At 65.4% G+C, this 16,939-nt stretch carries 15 protein-coding genes; 10 read left to right on the forward strand and 5 right to left on the reverse strand.

The features are described 5' to 3' along the window. Window positions 1–206 precede the first annotated feature (206 nt). The gene (locus tag AC2FNJ_RS11230) at window positions 207–1,781 is read left to right on the forward strand and encodes a 2-isopropylmalate synthase (RefSeq protein WP_496764325.1); all 1,575 of its coding nucleotides are present in this window, start codon (window positions 207–209) and stop codon (window positions 1,779–1,781) included. A 42-nt stretch (window positions 1,782–1,823) separates the two neighbouring features. Here AC2FNJ_RS11230 and AC2FNJ_RS11235 read toward each other — a convergent pair whose 3' ends face one another. Beyond that, on the reverse strand, window positions 1,824–3,272 hold the full coding sequence (locus tag AC2FNJ_RS11235) for an MORN repeat-containing protein (RefSeq protein WP_496764326.1): 1,449 nt from the start codon (window positions 3,270–3,272) through the stop codon (window positions 1,824–1,826). A 159-nt stretch (window positions 3,273–3,431) separates the two neighbouring features. Here AC2FNJ_RS11235 and AC2FNJ_RS11240 point away from each other — a divergent pair, with 159 nt between their 5' ends. The 4 genes from AC2FNJ_RS11240 to AC2FNJ_RS11255 all read left to right on the forward strand — a co-directional run bounded on the left by AC2FNJ_RS11240 (window position 3,432) and on the right by AC2FNJ_RS11255 (window position 8,229). Next, window positions 3,432–5,090 carry an NAD+ synthase gene (locus tag AC2FNJ_RS11240; protein ID WP_496764327.1) on the forward strand — a complete coding sequence of 553 codons (1,659 nt, stop codon included), beginning with the start codon at window positions 3,432–3,434 and terminating at the stop codon, window positions 5,088–5,090. A 168-nt stretch (window positions 5,091–5,258) separates the two neighbouring features. Then, complete coding sequence (locus AC2FNJ_RS11245) at window positions 5,259–5,885, forward strand: hypothetical protein (protein ID WP_496764328.1); 627 nt, start codon at window positions 5,259–5,261, stop codon at window positions 5,883–5,885. Window positions 5,886–6,226: 341 nt separating this feature from the next. Then, window positions 6,227–6,385, forward strand: a complete 159-nt coding sequence (locus tag AC2FNJ_RS11250) for a hypothetical protein (protein WP_496764329.1) — start codon at window positions 6,227–6,229, stop codon at window positions 6,383–6,385. Window positions 6,386–6,897: 512 nt separating this feature from the next. After that, window positions 6,898–8,229, forward strand: a complete 1,332-nt coding sequence (locus AC2FNJ_RS11255) for an NAD(P)/FAD-dependent oxidoreductase (RefSeq protein WP_496764330.1) — start codon at window positions 6,898–6,900, stop codon at window positions 8,227–8,229. A gap of 44 nt (window positions 8,230–8,273) precedes the next feature. Here the strand turns inward: AC2FNJ_RS11255 and AC2FNJ_RS11260 are convergent, their stop codons facing one another. Continuing rightward, the gene (locus AC2FNJ_RS11260; RefSeq protein WP_496764331.1) at window positions 8,274–9,203 is read right to left on the reverse strand and encodes an MBL fold metallo-hydrolase; all 930 of its coding nucleotides are present in this window, start codon (window positions 9,201–9,203) and stop codon (window positions 8,274–8,276) included. Between the two features lie 118 nt (window positions 9,204–9,321). Here AC2FNJ_RS11260 and AC2FNJ_RS11265 point away from each other — a divergent pair, with 118 nt between their 5' ends. Together AC2FNJ_RS11265 and gltX are read left to right on the forward strand one after the other, a co-directional pair. Continuing rightward, window positions 9,322–9,756, forward strand: a complete 435-nt coding sequence (locus AC2FNJ_RS11265) for a DUF1801 domain-containing protein (protein ID WP_496764332.1) — start codon at window positions 9,322–9,324, stop codon at window positions 9,754–9,756. Between the two features lie 114 nt (window positions 9,757–9,870). Beyond that, window positions 9,871–11,196, forward strand: coding sequence for a glutamate--tRNA ligase (gene gltX / locus AC2FNJ_RS11270; RefSeq protein ID WP_496764333.1), 1,326 nt, complete (start codon window positions 9,871–9,873; stop codon window positions 11,194–11,196). Window positions 11,197–11,215: 19 nt separating this feature from the next. Here the strand turns inward: gltX and AC2FNJ_RS11275 are convergent, their stop codons facing one another. After that, on the reverse strand, window positions 11,216–11,785 hold the full coding sequence (locus AC2FNJ_RS11275; RefSeq protein WP_496764334.1) for a gamma-glutamylcyclotransferase family protein: 570 nt from the start codon (window positions 11,783–11,785) through the stop codon (window positions 11,216–11,218). A 96-nt stretch (window positions 11,786–11,881) separates the two neighbouring features. Here AC2FNJ_RS11275 and AC2FNJ_RS11280 point away from each other — a divergent pair, with 96 nt between their 5' ends. Beyond that, window positions 11,882–12,328, forward strand: coding sequence for an RrF2 family transcriptional regulator (locus tag AC2FNJ_RS11280; RefSeq protein ID WP_496764335.1), 447 nt, complete (start codon window positions 11,882–11,884; stop codon window positions 12,326–12,328). A gap of 1 nt (window position 12,329) precedes the next feature. Here the strand turns inward: AC2FNJ_RS11280 and AC2FNJ_RS11285 are convergent, their stop codons facing one another. Beyond that, window positions 12,330–14,858 (reverse strand): ABC transporter permease, encoded by a 2,529-nt coding sequence (locus AC2FNJ_RS11285; protein WP_496764336.1) that lies wholly within the window; start codon window positions 14,856–14,858, stop codon window positions 12,330–12,332. Continuing rightward, window positions 14,855–15,550: an ABC transporter ATP-binding protein gene (locus AC2FNJ_RS11290; protein WP_496764339.1), complete on the reverse strand. Its 696-nt coding sequence runs from the start codon at window positions 15,548–15,550 to the stop codon at window positions 14,855–14,857. Before AC2FNJ_RS11290 ends, AC2FNJ_RS11285 begins: the two co-directional genes overlap by 4 nt. Before the next feature lie 51 nt (window positions 15,551–15,601). Here AC2FNJ_RS11290 and AC2FNJ_RS11295 point away from each other — a divergent pair, with 51 nt between their 5' ends. Next, window positions 15,602–16,243: an arylesterase gene (locus AC2FNJ_RS11295; protein ID WP_496764337.1), complete on the forward strand. Its 642-nt coding sequence runs from the start codon at window positions 15,602–15,604 to the stop codon at window positions 16,241–16,243. 6 nt (window positions 16,244–16,249) lie between these two features. Continuing rightward, complete coding sequence (locus AC2FNJ_RS11300; protein WP_496764338.1) at window positions 16,250–16,867, forward strand: SOS response-associated peptidase; 618 nt, start codon at window positions 16,250–16,252, stop codon at window positions 16,865–16,867. Window positions 16,868–16,939 lie beyond the last annotated feature (72 nt).

Here is a 16,939-nt window from a genome sequence, read left to right on the forward strand (position 1 = left end):
CGCTTCCCATTCCCGCGCGGCGCTGTATAAACTCGGCTCCATGATCAACCGCGCAGATATCCCCTCCACCCCCGCCGCCCCCTGCGGCGCGGTTCTGCGCGGCCTACTGATCCTAATCCGCCTCTGAGCGTGCCAATCGGCGCGCCCGCTCAGAGGAGGACGCCTGCGCGCCATTTGGCTTTAGGACAGACAAGAAAGACACCGACATGACGACCGTGACCGACCAAGACCGAGTCTTGATCTTCGACACCACGCTGCGCGACGGCGAGCAAAGCCCCGGCGCGACCATGACCCATGACGAAAAGCTTGAAATCGCCGAACTGCTCGACGAAATGGGCGTGGACATCATCGAGGCCGGGTTTCCCATCGCCTCCGAAGGCGACTTCCGTGCGGTGACGGAAATCGCACAACGCGCCAGAAACGCCCGCATCTGCGGGCTGGCCCGCGCGAATTTCGCCGATATCGACCGCTGCTGGGACGCGGTGAAACACGCCGAGAAGAACCGGATTCACACCTTCATCGGCACCTCGCCGCTGCACCGGGCCATTCCGAACCTCACGCAGGACGAGATGGCTGAAAAGATCCATGAAACCGTCAGCCACGCCCGCAACCTCTGTGAAGACGTGCAATGGTCGCCGATGGATGCGACGCGGACCGAGTGGGATTATCTCTGCCGCGTGATCGAGATCGCGATCAAGGCCGGCGCCACCACGATCAACATTCCCGATACCGTCGGCTATACAGCGCCGACCGAAAAGACCAATCTGATCAAGAAGTTGATCGAAACCGTTCCGGGTGCGGACGAGGTCGTGTTCGCAACCCACTGCCACAACGATCTGGGCATGGCCACCGCCAACGCGCTTGCCGCCGTCGCAGGCGGTGCCCGGCAGATCGAATGCACCGTCAACGGCCTGGGTGAACGCGCGGGCAACACCGCGCTCGAGGAAGTGGTGATGGCGCTCAAGACCCGCAACGACATCATGCCGTGGCGGACCGGCGTGGACACCACCAAGATCATGCACGTGTCGCGGCGGGTGGCCACGGTGTCGGGCTTTCCGGTCCAGTACAACAAGGCCATCGTGGGCAAGAACGCCTTTGCCCATGAAAGCGGCATCCATCAGGACGGGATGCTGAAGAACCGCGAGAATTTCGAGATCATGCGCCCCGAGGATATCGGGCTGTCGGGAACATCTCTGCCGCTGGGCAAGCATTCCGGCCGCGCCGCCCTGCGCGACAAGCTGAACAACCTCGGCTACGAGGTGGGCGACAATCAGCTCAAGGACGTGTTCATCCGGTTCAAGGAACTGGCCGACCGCAAGAAGGAAGTGTTCGACGACGACCTGATCGCGCTGATGCATTCGGGCGAGGACGCCAAGAACGATCGCTTGCATCTGGTCTCGATGAAGGTCGTCTGCGGCACCGGCGGACCGGCGGAAGCGACGGTCGAGATGGAGATCGACGGCAAGGATGTCACCGCCACGGAACATGGCGACGGTCCCGTGGACGCGACCTTCAAGGCGATCCGGCTGCTCTATCCGAACAAGGCGCATCTGCAGCTCTACGAGGTCCATGCCGTGACCGAGGGCACCGACGCGCAGGCCACCGTTTCGGTGCGGCTGGAAGAGGATGGCATGATCGCCACCGGTCAATCCGCGAATACCGATACCGTCGTGGCCTCGGCCAAGGCGTATATCAACGCCCTGAACCGCCTGATCGTGCGCCGCGAAAAGGCCGGGCCGGGCGCCGACACGCGCGAGATCAGCTACAAGGATCTGACCTGATCCAGGCGCTTGCGCCGGCGCTGCCCAGGCGGTCGCCGGCGCCTATTCGCTCTGCACGGTGTTTTCGACCGGGGTTTCGGATTCGACCTGGGTGGCGTCGTTCTGGGTCAGGGCACCGTTTTCCCAGGTGCCGCTTTCCTCCTGACCGTCGGCATAGCGCATCGTGCCTTCGCCCTGGCGCTTGCCGTTCAAGAAGCTGCCTTCGTACACGTCGCCGTTGGCATAGGTCGCAACACCCACGCCGGTGATCTTTCCTTCGGTCCACTGGCCGGCATACTTGAACCCGTCCGCCATCACGATCTCGCCCTGGCCGTGCCGCTGGCCGTTGGCGTACTGGCCGGTATAGACCGATCCGTCCGGATAGGTCGCCTCGCCCTCGCCGTGGCGCATTCCGTTGGCCCAGTCGCCTTCGTAGCGATAGCCGTCCGGGTAGGTCATGATGCCCGTGCCGTGGTACTGCGCGTTCTTCAGCTGACCCTTGTAGACCACGCCGTTGGCGTAGGTCACGGTGCCTTCGCCCTCGATCACGCCGGCGATCCATTCGCCGTCATAGCTCGATCCGTCCGGATAGGTGATCTTGCCCCTGCCGTCGGCCAGGTCCGCCCCGAATTCGCCGACATAGACGGAGCCGTCAGGATACGTGACTTCGCCCGAGCCTTCGATCTGGCCGTTGACCCATTGGCCGGTATAGCGATACCCGTCCACACCCACGAACGTGCCCTGCCCATGGCGGCGGTCGTCCAGAAACTCGCCTTCGTAGTAGTCGCCGTTGGGATAGATGACCTTGCCCAGTCCTTCGCGGCGGCCCTCGATCAGGTCGCCCTCGTAGACGTCGCCGTTGGCCTGCGTCAGCACGCCCTTGCCGGTGATCTGCCCGCCGTCCCACGCGCCGCTGTAGGTCATGCCATCGGCCAGAGTCAGCGTGCCCTGACCGTGCCGCTGGCCATCCTTCACGTCGCCTTCATAGGTGGCACCGTCGGGATAGGTGATCCTGCCGAACCCTTCCTTGCGGCCTTCCACCCAGTCGCCGTCATAGACATAGCCGTCCGGCCCGCGCATGACGCCCTTGCCGTGATGCTGGGCATTCTGAAATCCGCCCTCGTAGCGAAAGCCGCTGGCATAGACGGCGATCCCGGTTCCGTCGATGATGCCGTCCTTCCATTCGCCTTCATAGGTTCCGCCATCGGGATAGACGATCTTGCCCACTCCGTGCGGCTTGCCCTTGGCGAACTCCCCTTCATAGACCGAGCCGCTGGCAAAGCGCGCCACGCCCTTGCCCTGGATCTCGCCATCGACCCACTGGCCGGTGTATTCGTACCCGTTGGGCAAGCGATAGGTGCCGGTGCCATGCTGAAGCCCGCCCTTGAAGGTGCCCTCATACACGCCGCCGACATCGTCCTCGGTGATCAGGATCTGGTCATCCTGCGCCCAGGCTGTCCCTCCCAGCGCCCCAAGTGCCGCCGTTGCGATGGTTTTGCGGATCGAGAACATCGGTGCCCCTGTCTGCCCGGATTGCAAGATTGTCCTGCTCGTCAGGCCGAAACTTAGGCTACCGGCGAAACGGGGGCAACGTCTTTTGCCGCATTGGCCTTTCCCTCGGGGCGCGATCTGATAAATGGCTTGGGGTATGTCGTGAACAAGAGGGGCAGCATGGCCGACCGTTTCCGCATCACGCTGGCGCAGCTCAATCCGGTCGTCGGCGATCTGAACGGCAATGCCGACAAGGCGTTGCGCGCGTGGGAGGAAGGCCGGGCCGCGGGCGCCGATCTGGTGGCGCTGCCCGAAATGTTCATCACCGGCTACAACACCCAGGATCTGGTGATGAAACCGGTCTTTCACGACGCGGCGATCGCCACGGTCGAGGCGCTGGCCGAGGAATGCGCGGACGGCCCCGCGCTGGCCATCGGCGGTCCGTGGATCGAGGCCGGGCGGCTGTACAACGCCTACCTGATCCTCAAGGGCGGCAAGATCGCCAGCCAGGTGCTCAAGCATCACCTGCCGAACGAGACCGTGTTCGACGAGGTGCGCATCTTTGACGCAGGCCCGCTGGGCGGGCCATATTCCGTGGGCAATACCCGCGTCGGCAGCCCGATCTGCGAGGACAGCTGGCACGAGGACGTGACCGAAACGCTGGCCGAGACCGGCGCCGAGTTCCTGCTGGTTCCGAACGGCTCTCCGTATTTCCGCGACAAGTTCGACGTGCGCATCAACCACATGGTGGCGCGGGTCGTCGAAACGGGGTTGCCGCTCATCTACCTCAACATGGTGGGCGGTCAGGACGATCAGGTGTTCGACGGCGGCACTTTCGCGCTGAACCCGCATGGGGAGCTGGCGTTTCGCATGCCGGTCTTTGACGAGGCCATCGCGCATCTCGACCTGGAGCGGGGCGACGAGGGCTGGCGCATCGTGCCCGGCGAGATCGCGCCGCTGCCGGACGTGTGGGAGCAGGATTACCGCGCCATGGTGCAGGCCCTGCGCGACTACATGGCCAAGACCGGGTTCCAAAAGGCGGTCTTGGGATTGTCCGGCGGGGTGGATTCCGCATTGGTCGCGGCGATCGCCGTCGATGCGCTGGGGCCTGCGAACGTGCGGTGCGTTATGCTGCCATCGGAATATACCAGCGCCGCGTCGCTGGAAGATGCCGAAGCGGTGGCCAAGGCACTGGGCGTTCAATACGACCACGTCCCGATTTCCGAGTGCCGCGCCGCGGTCACGAACACGCTCGCGCCGCTGTTTGCCGGGCAGGAGCCGGGCATCACCGAGGAAAACGTCCAGTCGCGCCTGCGCGGCCTGCTGTTGATGGCGATTTCCAACAAGTTCGGCGAGATGCTGCTGACGACCGGCAACAAGTCCGAGATCGCGGTGGGCTATGCCACGATCTACGGCGACATGAACGGCGGCTACAACCCGATCAAGGATCTCTACAAGACCCGGGTCTTTGAAACCTGCCGCTGGCGCAACGCCAATCATCGCGACTGGATGATGGGGCCGGCGGGCGAGGTGATCCGCCCGTCCATCATCGACAAGCCGCCGAGCGCCGAACTGCGCGAGGATCAGAAGGACAGCGACAGTCTGCCCGACTACGAGGTGCTGGACGGGATCCTCGACATTCTCGTGGACAAGGACGGTTCGATCTCGGATTGCGTTGCGGCGGGCTTCGACAGGGACACCGCCAAGCGGGTGGAGCATCTGATCTATGTCAGCGAATACAAACGGTTCCAGTCGGCGCCGGGCACGCGGCTCAGCAACCGGTCCTTCTGGCTGGATCGCCGCTATCCCATCGTCAACCGCTGGCGCGATCCGAGCTGACCGCCCGCAATTGGCCCATCTATCGCCATAATTCTGCCGTTTATGGGGCGAGAATGTGGGCTTGCGGTCATGTGGGCCGCAACAGAGGCAAGTCTCATCCGAGCGTATTGTTTCCCGCCTGACGGCAATCAGGTCGAATGGCAGGGGAAATGGGATTGCGAGGGGACAATGTGGGGCGAATTCGACAAACCGATTCACGCCTTGCCAAAACGGGATTCGATGCAGGGCATGGCGCGCAAGCTGGATGAGGACCGAACCGATGCCGCCATCCGGGCGATCCTGAGCGGCAGCGGGCTGACTGCGGAGGATTGCGGGGGGCCGGAACTGGCCCGCATCCCGCCGCGCGATCGTCCCGTCCCGGCGCGCGCTCCCAAGTTCAAGAGCTTTGTTCAACCGGTTCCGAACCGGTCGCGCCGATACGAGCCGACCTGGCGCCATGTGCTGGTTGCGGCGGTGCTGGTGGTCATGATCTGGCGGCCCTGGCTGTTGCCGTCGATCCTGGTCCTGGGTATCGCCATCTTCTTGATTTCATACTGGACTCTGGGCCATGACCGGTTCTCGGAACTGGCCTGCCGCGGGTTCGAAAAACTGGAACGCCGGAAACCGGATTGGGCCGCGCGGCTCAGACAGGGGCAGGTCCGCTGGTCCCGCAGAGTGGCGCGCGGCGTCGAAAAACTGCCCGAGCGATGGACCCGCGGTTTTCACGTACCGGACTTGGACGCCGCGCAGAACCTGCCCGACAAGATGCGCGGCGATCCGTTCGACCGCCTGAGCGACGGTAAAAGCGAAAGCTGAACGCACGGAAAACGGCCGGCTGGCCTGTGTCTGGCTTTGCCGGACCGATCCGTGTCCTTGGCGCTGCGCACGCTTTCTTCCAGCAAAAAACAGACTGTTTCCGAATTGTCACTGATGTGCCACATTCATGCCACAATTCCGATCCATTTTGGCCTCAACTGGGGCGGAATTGACGAAGTTTGTGCGTGTGTTGCTGCCAGGCTTCCATTTCCTTTGAGCTGATAAGTTATTGAATCCGGGGTGTTTTCCCGGTGTTTGCGAGTGAATTGTGACCAGTGTTCGGTGGTGTGATGTTAAACGGTTACGACAAACCTCTGCATTCCTTGCCGGAATGGAAATTCATGCGTTCGAAGGGCTGTGAATTCGACGAGGTCGGGATCGACAATGCGATCGCTTCGATCTTGCAAGAGACACACGACCTGACGCGCAAGAGGGGGCGCCCACTTTGGTTGGGTGAATACTGGCGGGTCGGGGACGAGTTCCTCGACCCCACCGGGTGAAAGTGGTGGGCGAATGGCCGATGCTGAGTCGGCTGGGTCTTTGGGGCACCGCGGCCAGTGATGCCCCAAAGACACAAGTCAACGGGCAAACCGGCTGAACCTGCGCGTCTTGTCCGGCCTGCCGGGCGGCGTCGGCAAAGGCATGCCCATCGCACTGGCAGGTTGGTGCCGGCCCGGATGTGGCCACCTTTCATTAAGCGTGGAAAAGTATAATTGCATGGTCAGAAACCCAGTGCCTTGGGGCTGCCATGAAACTGAATGCTTTGGAAATCGTTTGCATTGTGCTGGCCAGCGCGCTTGCCGCGGCCGCGTTCTTTGGGGCAATTCACGCGCTCCTGACAGCCGTCTGACCTTTTGGGCAATCAGCCCGTCCAAACAATCTCCCGTCGCTGCACGAATGGCGGCAGAGCCACAGGTGCAGGCGGCCGTCCGCGAAACTTCACCTTTTTGCTTTTCCCGACACGCATGGCAGGACATCTAAAAGCAGAAGTCCAACTGTTCGCGAGACGGTCATGCCCGGCCCCAAACCGACTCCGGTCGAGTCCGATCAGTCCCTGCCGAAAGCCGTCGATGTCGTCGTGATCGGTGGCGGCATCATCGGCTGCGCGACCGCATTGGAACTGGCCGATTGCGGACTGTCCGTGCTGCTTTGCGAAAAGGGCCAGATCGGCGCCGAACAGAGCTCGCGCAACTGGGGCTGGGTCCGGCTGGGGATGCGCGATCCGCGTGAGATCCCGCTGATGCAGGAATCGATCCTTATCTGGACCGGGCTGGATCAGCGCCTGGACCGCGAAACCGGCTACCGGCAGTCGGGCATCGTGTTCGACGCGACGGGCGTTCGCGCCACCCGCGACCATGAACGCTGGCTGCAAAACGTCGAGGGGATGCAGACCGGCGCGCGGATGGTGAGCGGGCAGGATCTGGAGGCCCTGTTGCCGGGACACCGGATGAGGATCGCGGCCGCCCTCTACATGCCGCAGGACGGTCGGGCCGAACCGCAATGGGCAACCCCCGCGATCGCCGAGGGCGCGCGCGACCGCGGGGCGGTTCTGATGACCCAATGCGCGGTGCGCAGCGTCGAACTTCAGGCGGGCCGCATCGCCGGGGTGATGACCGAACGCGGCCGCGTCGCTTGCTCGCAGGTGGTTCTTGCGGGCGGCGCGTGGTCGCGGCTCTTTGCCGGCAAGGCCGGGATCTTTCTGCCTCAGCTCAAGCTCCTCAACACCGTCATGCGCACGTCGCCTGTCGCTGACGGGCCGCAGTCCGCGCTCTGGTCGAAGGACTTCGCGATGCGCAAGCGCGCCGACGGGGGCTATACCGTGGCGTGCGGGCAAGGGAACCTGGTGGATATCGTGCCCGACAGCTTTCGCCTCGCCCGGCATTTCCTGCCGGCCTACCGGCAGGAATGGCGCGCGCTGCGGTTCCGGCTGTCCGGCAGAGTTCTGGAAGAGTGGCGGCAGGACCGCACCTGGCTGCCCACGGACGTGACCCCCTTCGAGCATTGCAGGATCCTTGACCCGGACCCGTCGCGGCGGGTCTTGCGCAAGGCGTGGGCCGCGGCGCGCCGCGCCTTCCCGGTTCTGGACACGGCCGAAATCGTGCAGAGCTGGGCCGGCCTGATCGATGTCACGCCGGATGCCGTTCCGGTGATATCGGCCGTGGACGATGTGCCGGGCATGTTCATCGCAACCGGATTTTCCGGTCACGGGTTCGGGATCGGCCCCGGCGCCGGTCGCCTGATGGCGGATCTGGTGACGGGGCGGGCGCCCTGCGTGGACCCGCACCCGTTCCGATTGTCGCGCTTTACCGACGGGTCGCCCGTGCGGCCAGATCCCGGGTATTGAGCCGTGCGCGGGCGGCGCCCGCCCGTTTCAGACCCGGCTTGAAATCACCCCATCAGCTGATATCCGACCGGCACGAACCGGAACCCGTCGCCACGCGGTTCAACATATCCTGCCGCGGGGAAGGGCATGTGGTATCCGATCATCGGCACGCGGTCCGCCGCCAGCATGCCCAGAACGTTGCGCCGCGCCGCAGTGGCGGCGGCCTTGTCCATGTCGAATTTCACTTCCCACTCCGGATGCGCGAAAGACCAGACATAGTGATTGGCCAGGTCCGCCGTCAGCACCAGCCGCTGACCGCCGCTTTCGAGGTGATAGACCGTGTGTCCGGGCGTGTGCCCGTTGGCCGCCATCGCCGTAATCCCCGAGACGACCGCGCCGCCGTCCTCGATGAACGTCATCTTGTCCGCCAGCGGCGTGACGTTCTTGGCCACCAGATCGCCGACGCGGTTTCCCGCCTCCATGGCCGACCAGAAATCGTATTCGCTGGCGGCGGTGACATAGCGGGCATTGGCGAAGGTCTCGCCCGCGTCCGACATCATGCCGCCGATGTGGTCGGGATGCATGTGGGTGATCACCACGATGTCCACCGCATCCGGGGCGACGCCGACCTCGGCCAGCGCCGTCTGGATCCCGCCCTGACCCAGTCCGGTGTCGAACAGAACAAGTTCGGCGCCCGTATTGACCAGGGTCGGGGTGAAGTAGAACTGCGCGGTGTCGGCGGGGATGAAGTTTTCGGCCGACACCCTGGCGAATTCCTCGTCGCTGGCGCCGCCGCCAAAGATCTCCTTGGCGCCCTCACGCGGAAAACTGCCGTCCAGCAACGTGGTCACGGTCAGATCGCCCAGTTTGAAGCTGCGCGCGACGGGCATTTGCGCGGCCTTGCTATCGCCGGCGGCGAAACTCGGCGTTGCGGCGGCTACGGGCAGAGCCGCAGCGGCGCCAAGCGCCGTGCGGCGGGTCATTTTGAATGTCATGGCTCGAACTCCCTGCATGTTCTGAGTGCTATAAGGATAGTGCTGTAGGGCTCGCCGGCCATTGTGCGGTGCCGCAGAGCGTCTGTGCATCCCGCCACCGGGCTGATAACATGCGTCCATGGCCGGATCAGCGATCAAGACCGTCCCGACGGGCGCGGACGTCAAGGACTTTCTCGATGCGGTGCAGCCGCCCCGGCGGGCCGAGGATGCGCGCCGGCTCGACGCGCTGTTTCGTGAGGTGACGGGCTATGCGCCGCTGATTTGGGGACCGTCGATCATCGGATACGGCCGCTATCACTATCGCTACAAGTCCGGGCGCGAGGGCGAGTTCCTGGCTACCGGGTTTTCCCCGCGCAAGTCGGCTCTGTCGATCTACATCATGCCGGGATACGCCGATTTCGGTGGCATTCTCGACCGCCTCGGCAAAAACAAACTCGGCAAGTCCTGCCTCTACGTGAACAAGCTGGCCGATATCGACCTGGACGTTCTGGCCGAGCTGATCCGGGCGGGGTTGAAAGACCTGGACACGCACTGGCCGGTCCAGCCGACCTGATCCGGTATTCCCGGAACGCTCATGTGCCATCCCGGCGCGCGCTGCCCGTCGCCTTTCGCGCCGCTGGACAAAATCTCCCCCATGTGACAAGAGCCGCGCCAACAGGAGACACCCATGACCACCACCCGTTTTGCCCCGTCGCCCACCGGTTACATCCACGTGGGCAACCTGCGCACCGCATTGATGAACTGGCTCATCGCCCGCAAGGCGGGGGGCACCTTCATCCTGCGGATCGACGACACCGATCCCGAGCGATCGAAGGAAGAATATGTCGATGCGATCAAGCAGGATCTGGAGTGGCTGGGCCTGCACTGGGACCGGGTCGAGCGTCAATCCGAACGGCTGGACCGCTATGCCGCCGCGGCCGACAGGCTGCGCGAAATGGGCCGGTTCTACGAGGCGTTCGAAACGCCGACCGAACTGGACCTCAAGCGCAAGAAGCAGCTCAACATGGGCAAGCCGCCGGTCTATGACCGGGCGGCGCTGTCCTTGTCGGAGGCCGAAAAAGAGGCATTGCGCGCCGAGCGCGGCAATGGCGTTTGGCGGTTCAAGCTGGACCATGAGCGGATCGAATGGACCGACGGCATTCTGGGCGACGTGTCGATCGACGCGGCCTCGGTTTCGGATCCGGTGCTGATCCGCGGTGACGGACAGGTGCTCTATACGCTCGCCTCGGTCGTGGACGATACCGAGATGGGCGTGACCGACGTGGTGCGCGGATCGGACCACGTGACCAACACCGCGACCCAGATCCAGATCATCCGGGCGCTGGGCGACACCCCGCCGCGTTTCGCCCACCATTCCCTGCTGACCGGTCCGCAGGGCGAGGCGCTGTCAAAGCGGCTGGGCACGCTTGCGTTGCGGGATCTGCGCGAACAGGGGGTGCAGCCCATGGCGCTGCTGAGCCTGATGGCGCGGCTGGGATCGGCCGATCCGGTGGAGCTGCGCACGGACATGGCCGAGCTGATCGGCGGGTTCGACGTGACCAGGTTCGGCGCCGCGCCGACCAAGTTCGACGTGCAGGATCTGTTTCCACTGACCGCGAAATACCTGCAGGGCCTGCCGCTGTCCGCCGTGGCCGATGCCGTGGCCAAGGCCGGTGTGCCCGAGGAACTCGCCGCGCCCTTCTGGCAGATGGCGCGCGAGAACATCACCACGCTCAACGACCTCAAGGGCTGGTGGGACCTCTGCCGGGACGGGGCCGAGCCGCTGATCGACGAAGAGGACCGCGCCTTCGTGGCCGAGGCGATGGCGTTGCTGCCGGACGGGCCGTTCGACACCGACACCTGGGGCGTCTGGACCAACGCGGTCAAACAGGCCACGGGCCGTAAGGGCAAGGCGCTGTTCATGCCGCTGCGCAAGGCGCTGACGGGCATGGAGCGCGGCCCCGAGATGGCCGCCCTGTTGCCGTTGCTGCAAACCATCCGCGCGCGCGGCTGACAGGTTCGGTCGGACCGGTTCAGACCGGTTCGACGATCTGCGCGCGCAACCGGGCAAGCCGGTCATCGACGAATTCGGTCTCCTCGGACCTGAGCTGCTGATGGCGCGGGTATCGGGGTTCGGCGCGGTCGTTCAGGATCGGCGCCTCCCACCCATCGGTTGTGGCAAAGAACCGGTCCGCGCCGTCGGTGCCGAAAGCTCTGAGATAGCCCTGCACCACCACGTCGATGTAGCTGAGCAGGATCGGATGCCGGCCGCTCGGTTCGGAATGGCGGTGTTCCGGCACCGCATAGACGGCGATTTCGACGTCATGCGTCAGCGGGTGGGTTGTCGCCAGCGTGACGGGCACCCGGTCATAGGCCCATTCCCGCTGGTCCAGCGCCGCCCAGTCGTTCTTGGGCACATGGGCGATCATGCCCTCGATCTCGCAGTCCGCGGCGGGAATGGCGGTCAGAAAGGCCACCGGACGCAAGTCGGTGTGCCGCCAGGCGCGCCGCCACCCCCTGAGCCTGGCGGGGTGGGGATCAGGAAAGTCGTGCGTGGCGAGGTTCACGAGGCTGCCATAGCCAAAAAAATAAGGGTCTGCCATGCGGTTTCCGGTCGGTTGAGCAATTGATGTATGTCAAACAGTTTTTTTGCGGCCCATGCAATAAGGCTCCATCGTGAATTCTGGGGGAGGACACCCATGCGCATCACCAAAAGGACGAATATCGCCATCCGCCTTCTGATGTATTGCGCCGCGCATCAGGACCGTCTGGTCACCAAGTCCGAAATCGCCGAGGTCTGCAACATCTCGGAAAACCACCTGGCCCAGGTGATCAACCAGTTGAGCCAGCTGGAGTATCTCAGCACCCAGCGGGGCCGGAACGGCGGCATGACGCTGGCGCGGCCCGCGGATCGGATCCTGATCGGCGAGGTGTTCCGCCATGTCGAAGGCGGCTTGCCCATTGCCGAGTGCTTTGCCGATGCCGACAATACCTGCCCCCTGACCGAGGCTTGCCGCCTGCGGGTTGCGTTGCAGGACGCGGCTCAGGCGTTTTACGCCTCATTGGATGAGATCACCCTGGATGCCTTGGTGTGCGACAACGTCGATCTTTTGAAGATCCTGCAACCGATCTCCTGCACGCGCTGAGTCAGTCGCTGGCGCGCAGCACCTGAGCGGGCCGGGCCGACAGTGGCCGCCAGGCGAAAACCAGCCCTGCCGCCAGCGTCACGGCGATGCCCGCCCCGACGACGCCGAGGGCCGAAGGCCAGATGACCGTGAATCCCGTTTCGAACACGAACCGGGCGACCGCCCATCCCCCCAGCAATCCCGCGGCCAGCGCCACGATGCCGGCGGCCGCGCCGAGCAGGGCCGACCGCACGGCAAAGCTGGTCAGGATCCGACGCCGCGCGGCGCCCAGAGTCTTGAGAATGGCGGCCTCGTGCCGGCGCGCCGGCTCTCCGGCCGCGGCGGCGCCGATCAGCACCAGAAACCCGGTCAGCAGCGAAACCCCGGCGCCGTAGGAGGTGGCGGTCGCCAGACCTGCCAGGACTTCGGACACGCGGTCGATGGCGTCCCGCACCCGGATCGCGGTGATGTTCGGATAGCGCGACGCCAGATCGCGCAGGATGGCCGCCTCGGCCTGTTCGTCGGCATAGACGGTGGCGATGAAGCTGTGCGGCGCACCGGCCAGCGCCGCCGGGTTCATGGCCATGACGAACCCCATGCCCGCGGTCGAGAAATCCACTTCGCGGAACGAGGTGATCTCGGCGGTGATGTCGCGGCCCAGAATGTTGACGGTCAGCGTGTCGCCGAGATTCAGCCCCATTTCCTCGGCCTCTTCGGCGGCGAAACTGACGCGCGGTGGCCCCGTATGGTCTTCGGGCCACCATTCGCCCGCGGTCAGGCGGGTTCGCGGCGGCATGGCCGCGGAATAGGTCACGCCGCGATCCCCTTCCAGCACCCAGTGATCGCCCGCCACCTCGCGCGCCGGGCGTCCGTTGATCTGTGTGATGATCCCGCGCAGCATGGGCGCGCTCTCAACCCTGCTGACGGCGGGATCGGTCGCAAGACGCTCGGAAAAGCCCGGCATCTGGTCTTTCTGGATGTCCACGAAGAAATAGGACGGCGCGACATCGGGCAGGTTGCCGGAGATCGCCCGCCGCAGGTTGCCGTCGATCTGCCCGACCGCGGCAAGAACCGACAGGCCGAGCCCCAGCGACAGGACCACCGACGCGGCCCCTTCGCGCGGACCGGAAATCGCCGCCAATGCCCATCGCAGAGCGGGCCGCCCGCGTGCGCCCGGCATGCCCGCGCGCGCCAGCGCCCGGATGCCGAAGGCGGACAGGGCCAGCAGGATCAGAGCGCCGGCGATTCCGCCGGTAGTCCACAGCGTCAACCGCGCCGAGCCGTTGAAAAAGGCGGCGGCACCGACCAGCAGGGCAAGCCCGGCGGCGGTCGCCAGCAGGTATCGGAGCCGGGGCAGGGCACGGGCGGCCGACAGGGCATCGCGGAACAGGGTGGCGGCGCGGATCTCTTCGGTGCGCGCCAGCGGCCAGAGCGTGAAAACGAACGCGGTCAAAGCGCCGTAAAGCGCGGCTTCGAACAGGGGTGCGGGATACAGCGAAAACACCGCCGGAACCGGAAGGCGCGCCTGCAGAAGCGGCGCGAGAATGACCGGGGCCAGCCCGCCCAGAAAGAGGCCCAGCAGGATGCCGATTGCGGACAGGACGCCGATCTGGAGAAAGTAGGTCTGAAAGATCGTGGCGCGATCCGCGCCCAGCGTGCGCAGGGTGGCGATGGTGTCGGTCTTGCCCGCCAGGTAGGCGCGCACCGCCGCCGATACGCCGACCCCGCCGACCGCCAGCCCCGACAGGCCGACGAGGATCAGAAAGGCGCCCAGCCGCGCCACGAACTCGGCGATGCCGGGAGCTCCGTTTCGGGCATCGGTCCAGCGCATCCCGGCATTCTGGAACGCCTGCCTCGCGGCATCGGACGTGGCGGCGAGGTCCGCTCCGGTCGGCAGGTCCAGACGGTACTTCGTGGAAAACAGCGTGCCCGGTTCCAGCAGCCCGGATCGCCCGAGGCTGTCCGTCAGAACCAGCGTGCGCGGCCCCAAAGCAAATCCCGCCGCGGCGCCGTCCGGCTCATGCGCCAGCGCGGCCATCAGAACGAAGTCCTGCGTGCCAAGCCGGAACCGGTCGCCCGGCGTCAATCCCAGCCGGTCGATCAGAACCTTCTCCATCACCGCGCCGGGCAGCCCGTCGCGCCCGGCCAGCGCCTCGGCCAGCGGCATGGCGGGTTGCAGTTCGACCTCTCCGACCAGGGGATATTGCGGATCGACGCCCTTGACCTGGGTCAGCCCGCGCTCGGCTTCCCCGTTGCGCTCGACCACGGCCATGGACCGGAAATCCACGACCTCGGAGACGGCCTGAGCCTTGGCGTCCATCCACGCGCGCTCGGCTTCATCGGCGAAACGATAGGTGAACTCCAGCTCGGCATCGCCGCCCAACAGCGCCGCGCCCTCGCGGGCCAGACCGGCCTCGATCGCGGACCGGACCGAACCGACGGCGGCGATGGCGGCGACGCCTAGCGCCAGACAGGCCAGAAACACCCGGAACCCGTGCAATCCGCCGCGCAGTTCGCGGCGCGCAATGCGGGCGGCCTGCGGCAGGCTCATTCCGCCGCCGCGCGCTGGGTTTCGGTATCCAGCCGTCCGTCGCGCAGCCGGATCACCCGGTCGCACCGGCGGGCCAGCTCGTGGCTGTGGGTCACAAGCACCAGCGTCGCGCCGTGCCGGTCGCGCAGCCCGAACAGCAGGTCGATGATGGCGGTGCCGTTCGCTTCGTCGAGATTGCCGGTGGGCTCGTCCGCCAGAAGGATCTGCGGGCGCGGAGCCGAAGCGCGGGCCAGCGCGACGCGCTGCTGTTCGCCGCCGGAAAGCTGCGCCGGATAGTGATCGAGCCGGTGCGACAGGCCGACCGCTTCCAGTTCCGCCTCGGCACGGGCGAAGGCGTCGCGATGTCCTGCCAGTTCCAGGGGCGTCGCAACGTTTTCCAGGGCGGTCATGGTGGGGATCAGGTGAAAGTTCTGGAACACCACGCCCATGTTGTCCCGGCGGAACCGGGCCAGCGCATCCTCGTCCAGCCGGGTGAGATCTCGGCCCAAAGCCTCAACCGATCCGCGCGTGACCTGCTCCAGCCCGCCCATCAGCATCAAGAGCGAGGATTTGCCAGACCCGGATGGCCCCACCAGACCCAGCGTCTCTCCCCGGCTGACGCTCAGCGATATGTCATGCAGGATGTCCACACGGCCGGCATTGCTTTCCAGCGACAAAGACGCATCTTTGAGGAGGAGTACGGGGCCTGTCACGGGCTGGTCGGTCGGCGCGGTCATCTGTTTGGATATGGAGCGGAAACGAACATGCGCAAGAGTTTAGCCGCGGTTCTGGTCGTTGCAATCGGTGTTCCGGCCACGGCCGAGCCCGTGGTGATCGCGGCGCTGGGCGATTCCCTGACGCAGGGCTACGGCCTGATCGAACAGCAGGGGTTCGTGCCGCAGATGCGGGACTGGCTGGACGGGCAGGGGGCCGAGGTGCGGCTGATCAATGCCGGCGTTTCCGGAGACACCACGGCGGGCGGCGCGGCGCGCGTGGAATGGACGCTGACGCCCGACGTTGACGCCCTGATCGTGGCGCTGGGCGGCAACGACCTGCTGCGCGGGATCGACCCTGCCGAGGCGCGGGCCAACCTGGATCGTATCCTGACGGTCGCGGATCAGGCCGATGTCGAGGTTCTGCTGGTCGGGATGAAAGCGCCGGGCAACTTCGGTCCGGATTACAAGGAGGCTTTCGACGCGATCTATCCCGATCTGGCCGGCCAACACGGCGCGCTTCTGGCCGGGGATTTCTTTGCCGGGCTTGGTGTCGAGGACGATCCCGACGCGGCGCGGCGGATGATGCAGCCGGACGGCATTCATCCCAATGCCGATGGCGTCGCGGCCATCGTCGAAAACCTTGGCCCGCATGTTCTGCAACTTGTGGACCGCGTGCGCGGCAAGGAGTGAGGTACGATGCCCGGCCGGCTGTTCCTGACCCATCCGATCGGCGAAGTGGCCGGGCGCCTCGATGCCGCGCCCGGCGACCTGGCGGAGGAACCGCCGCGCCGCAACATCCAGCCGGGGCAGCCCATTGTCGCTTTGACGCCCGAGGGATTGACGCGGATGCGGTGGGGCATGATCCCGGTCGGCCGAGTGAATGCGCGCGGGCGCCCGGTGATGGAAACGATCATAAACGCCCGCTCGGAGACCGTGTTCGTAAAATCGGCGTTCGACGGCGTCGGCCGGGCCGTGGTTCCCGCCAGCGGATGGTATGAATGGACCGGCGAGAAACGGCGCAAGACGGCCTGGCGCATCCGCGCGGCGGATGACGGCCTGCTCTGGTTTGCAGCGATCACGGACCGCTGGCAGGCATCGGCGGACCTGGCGGTCGATCAGATCGCAATCGTCACCTGCGAACCCAATGAGGACGTGCGACCCATCCATCACCGGATGGGCGTCTTGCTGGATCTTTCCGACATTTCGGCGTGGCTGAGCGGGGCGGTGGATCGCGCAAAACCACTGGCGCGCCCCTGGCCCGAAGGACGGCTGAAGATCGAAAAGGCGGAAGATGTCGATTGGAACGCTCCGTGACTTTGGTCAGTGCGTGTATTCCAGATCCATCAGATCCTGATGCGTATAGGTCTTTTTGATGATGCCGTCGTC

This window comes from Ruegeria sp. BHSB196, assembly GCF_059613135.1.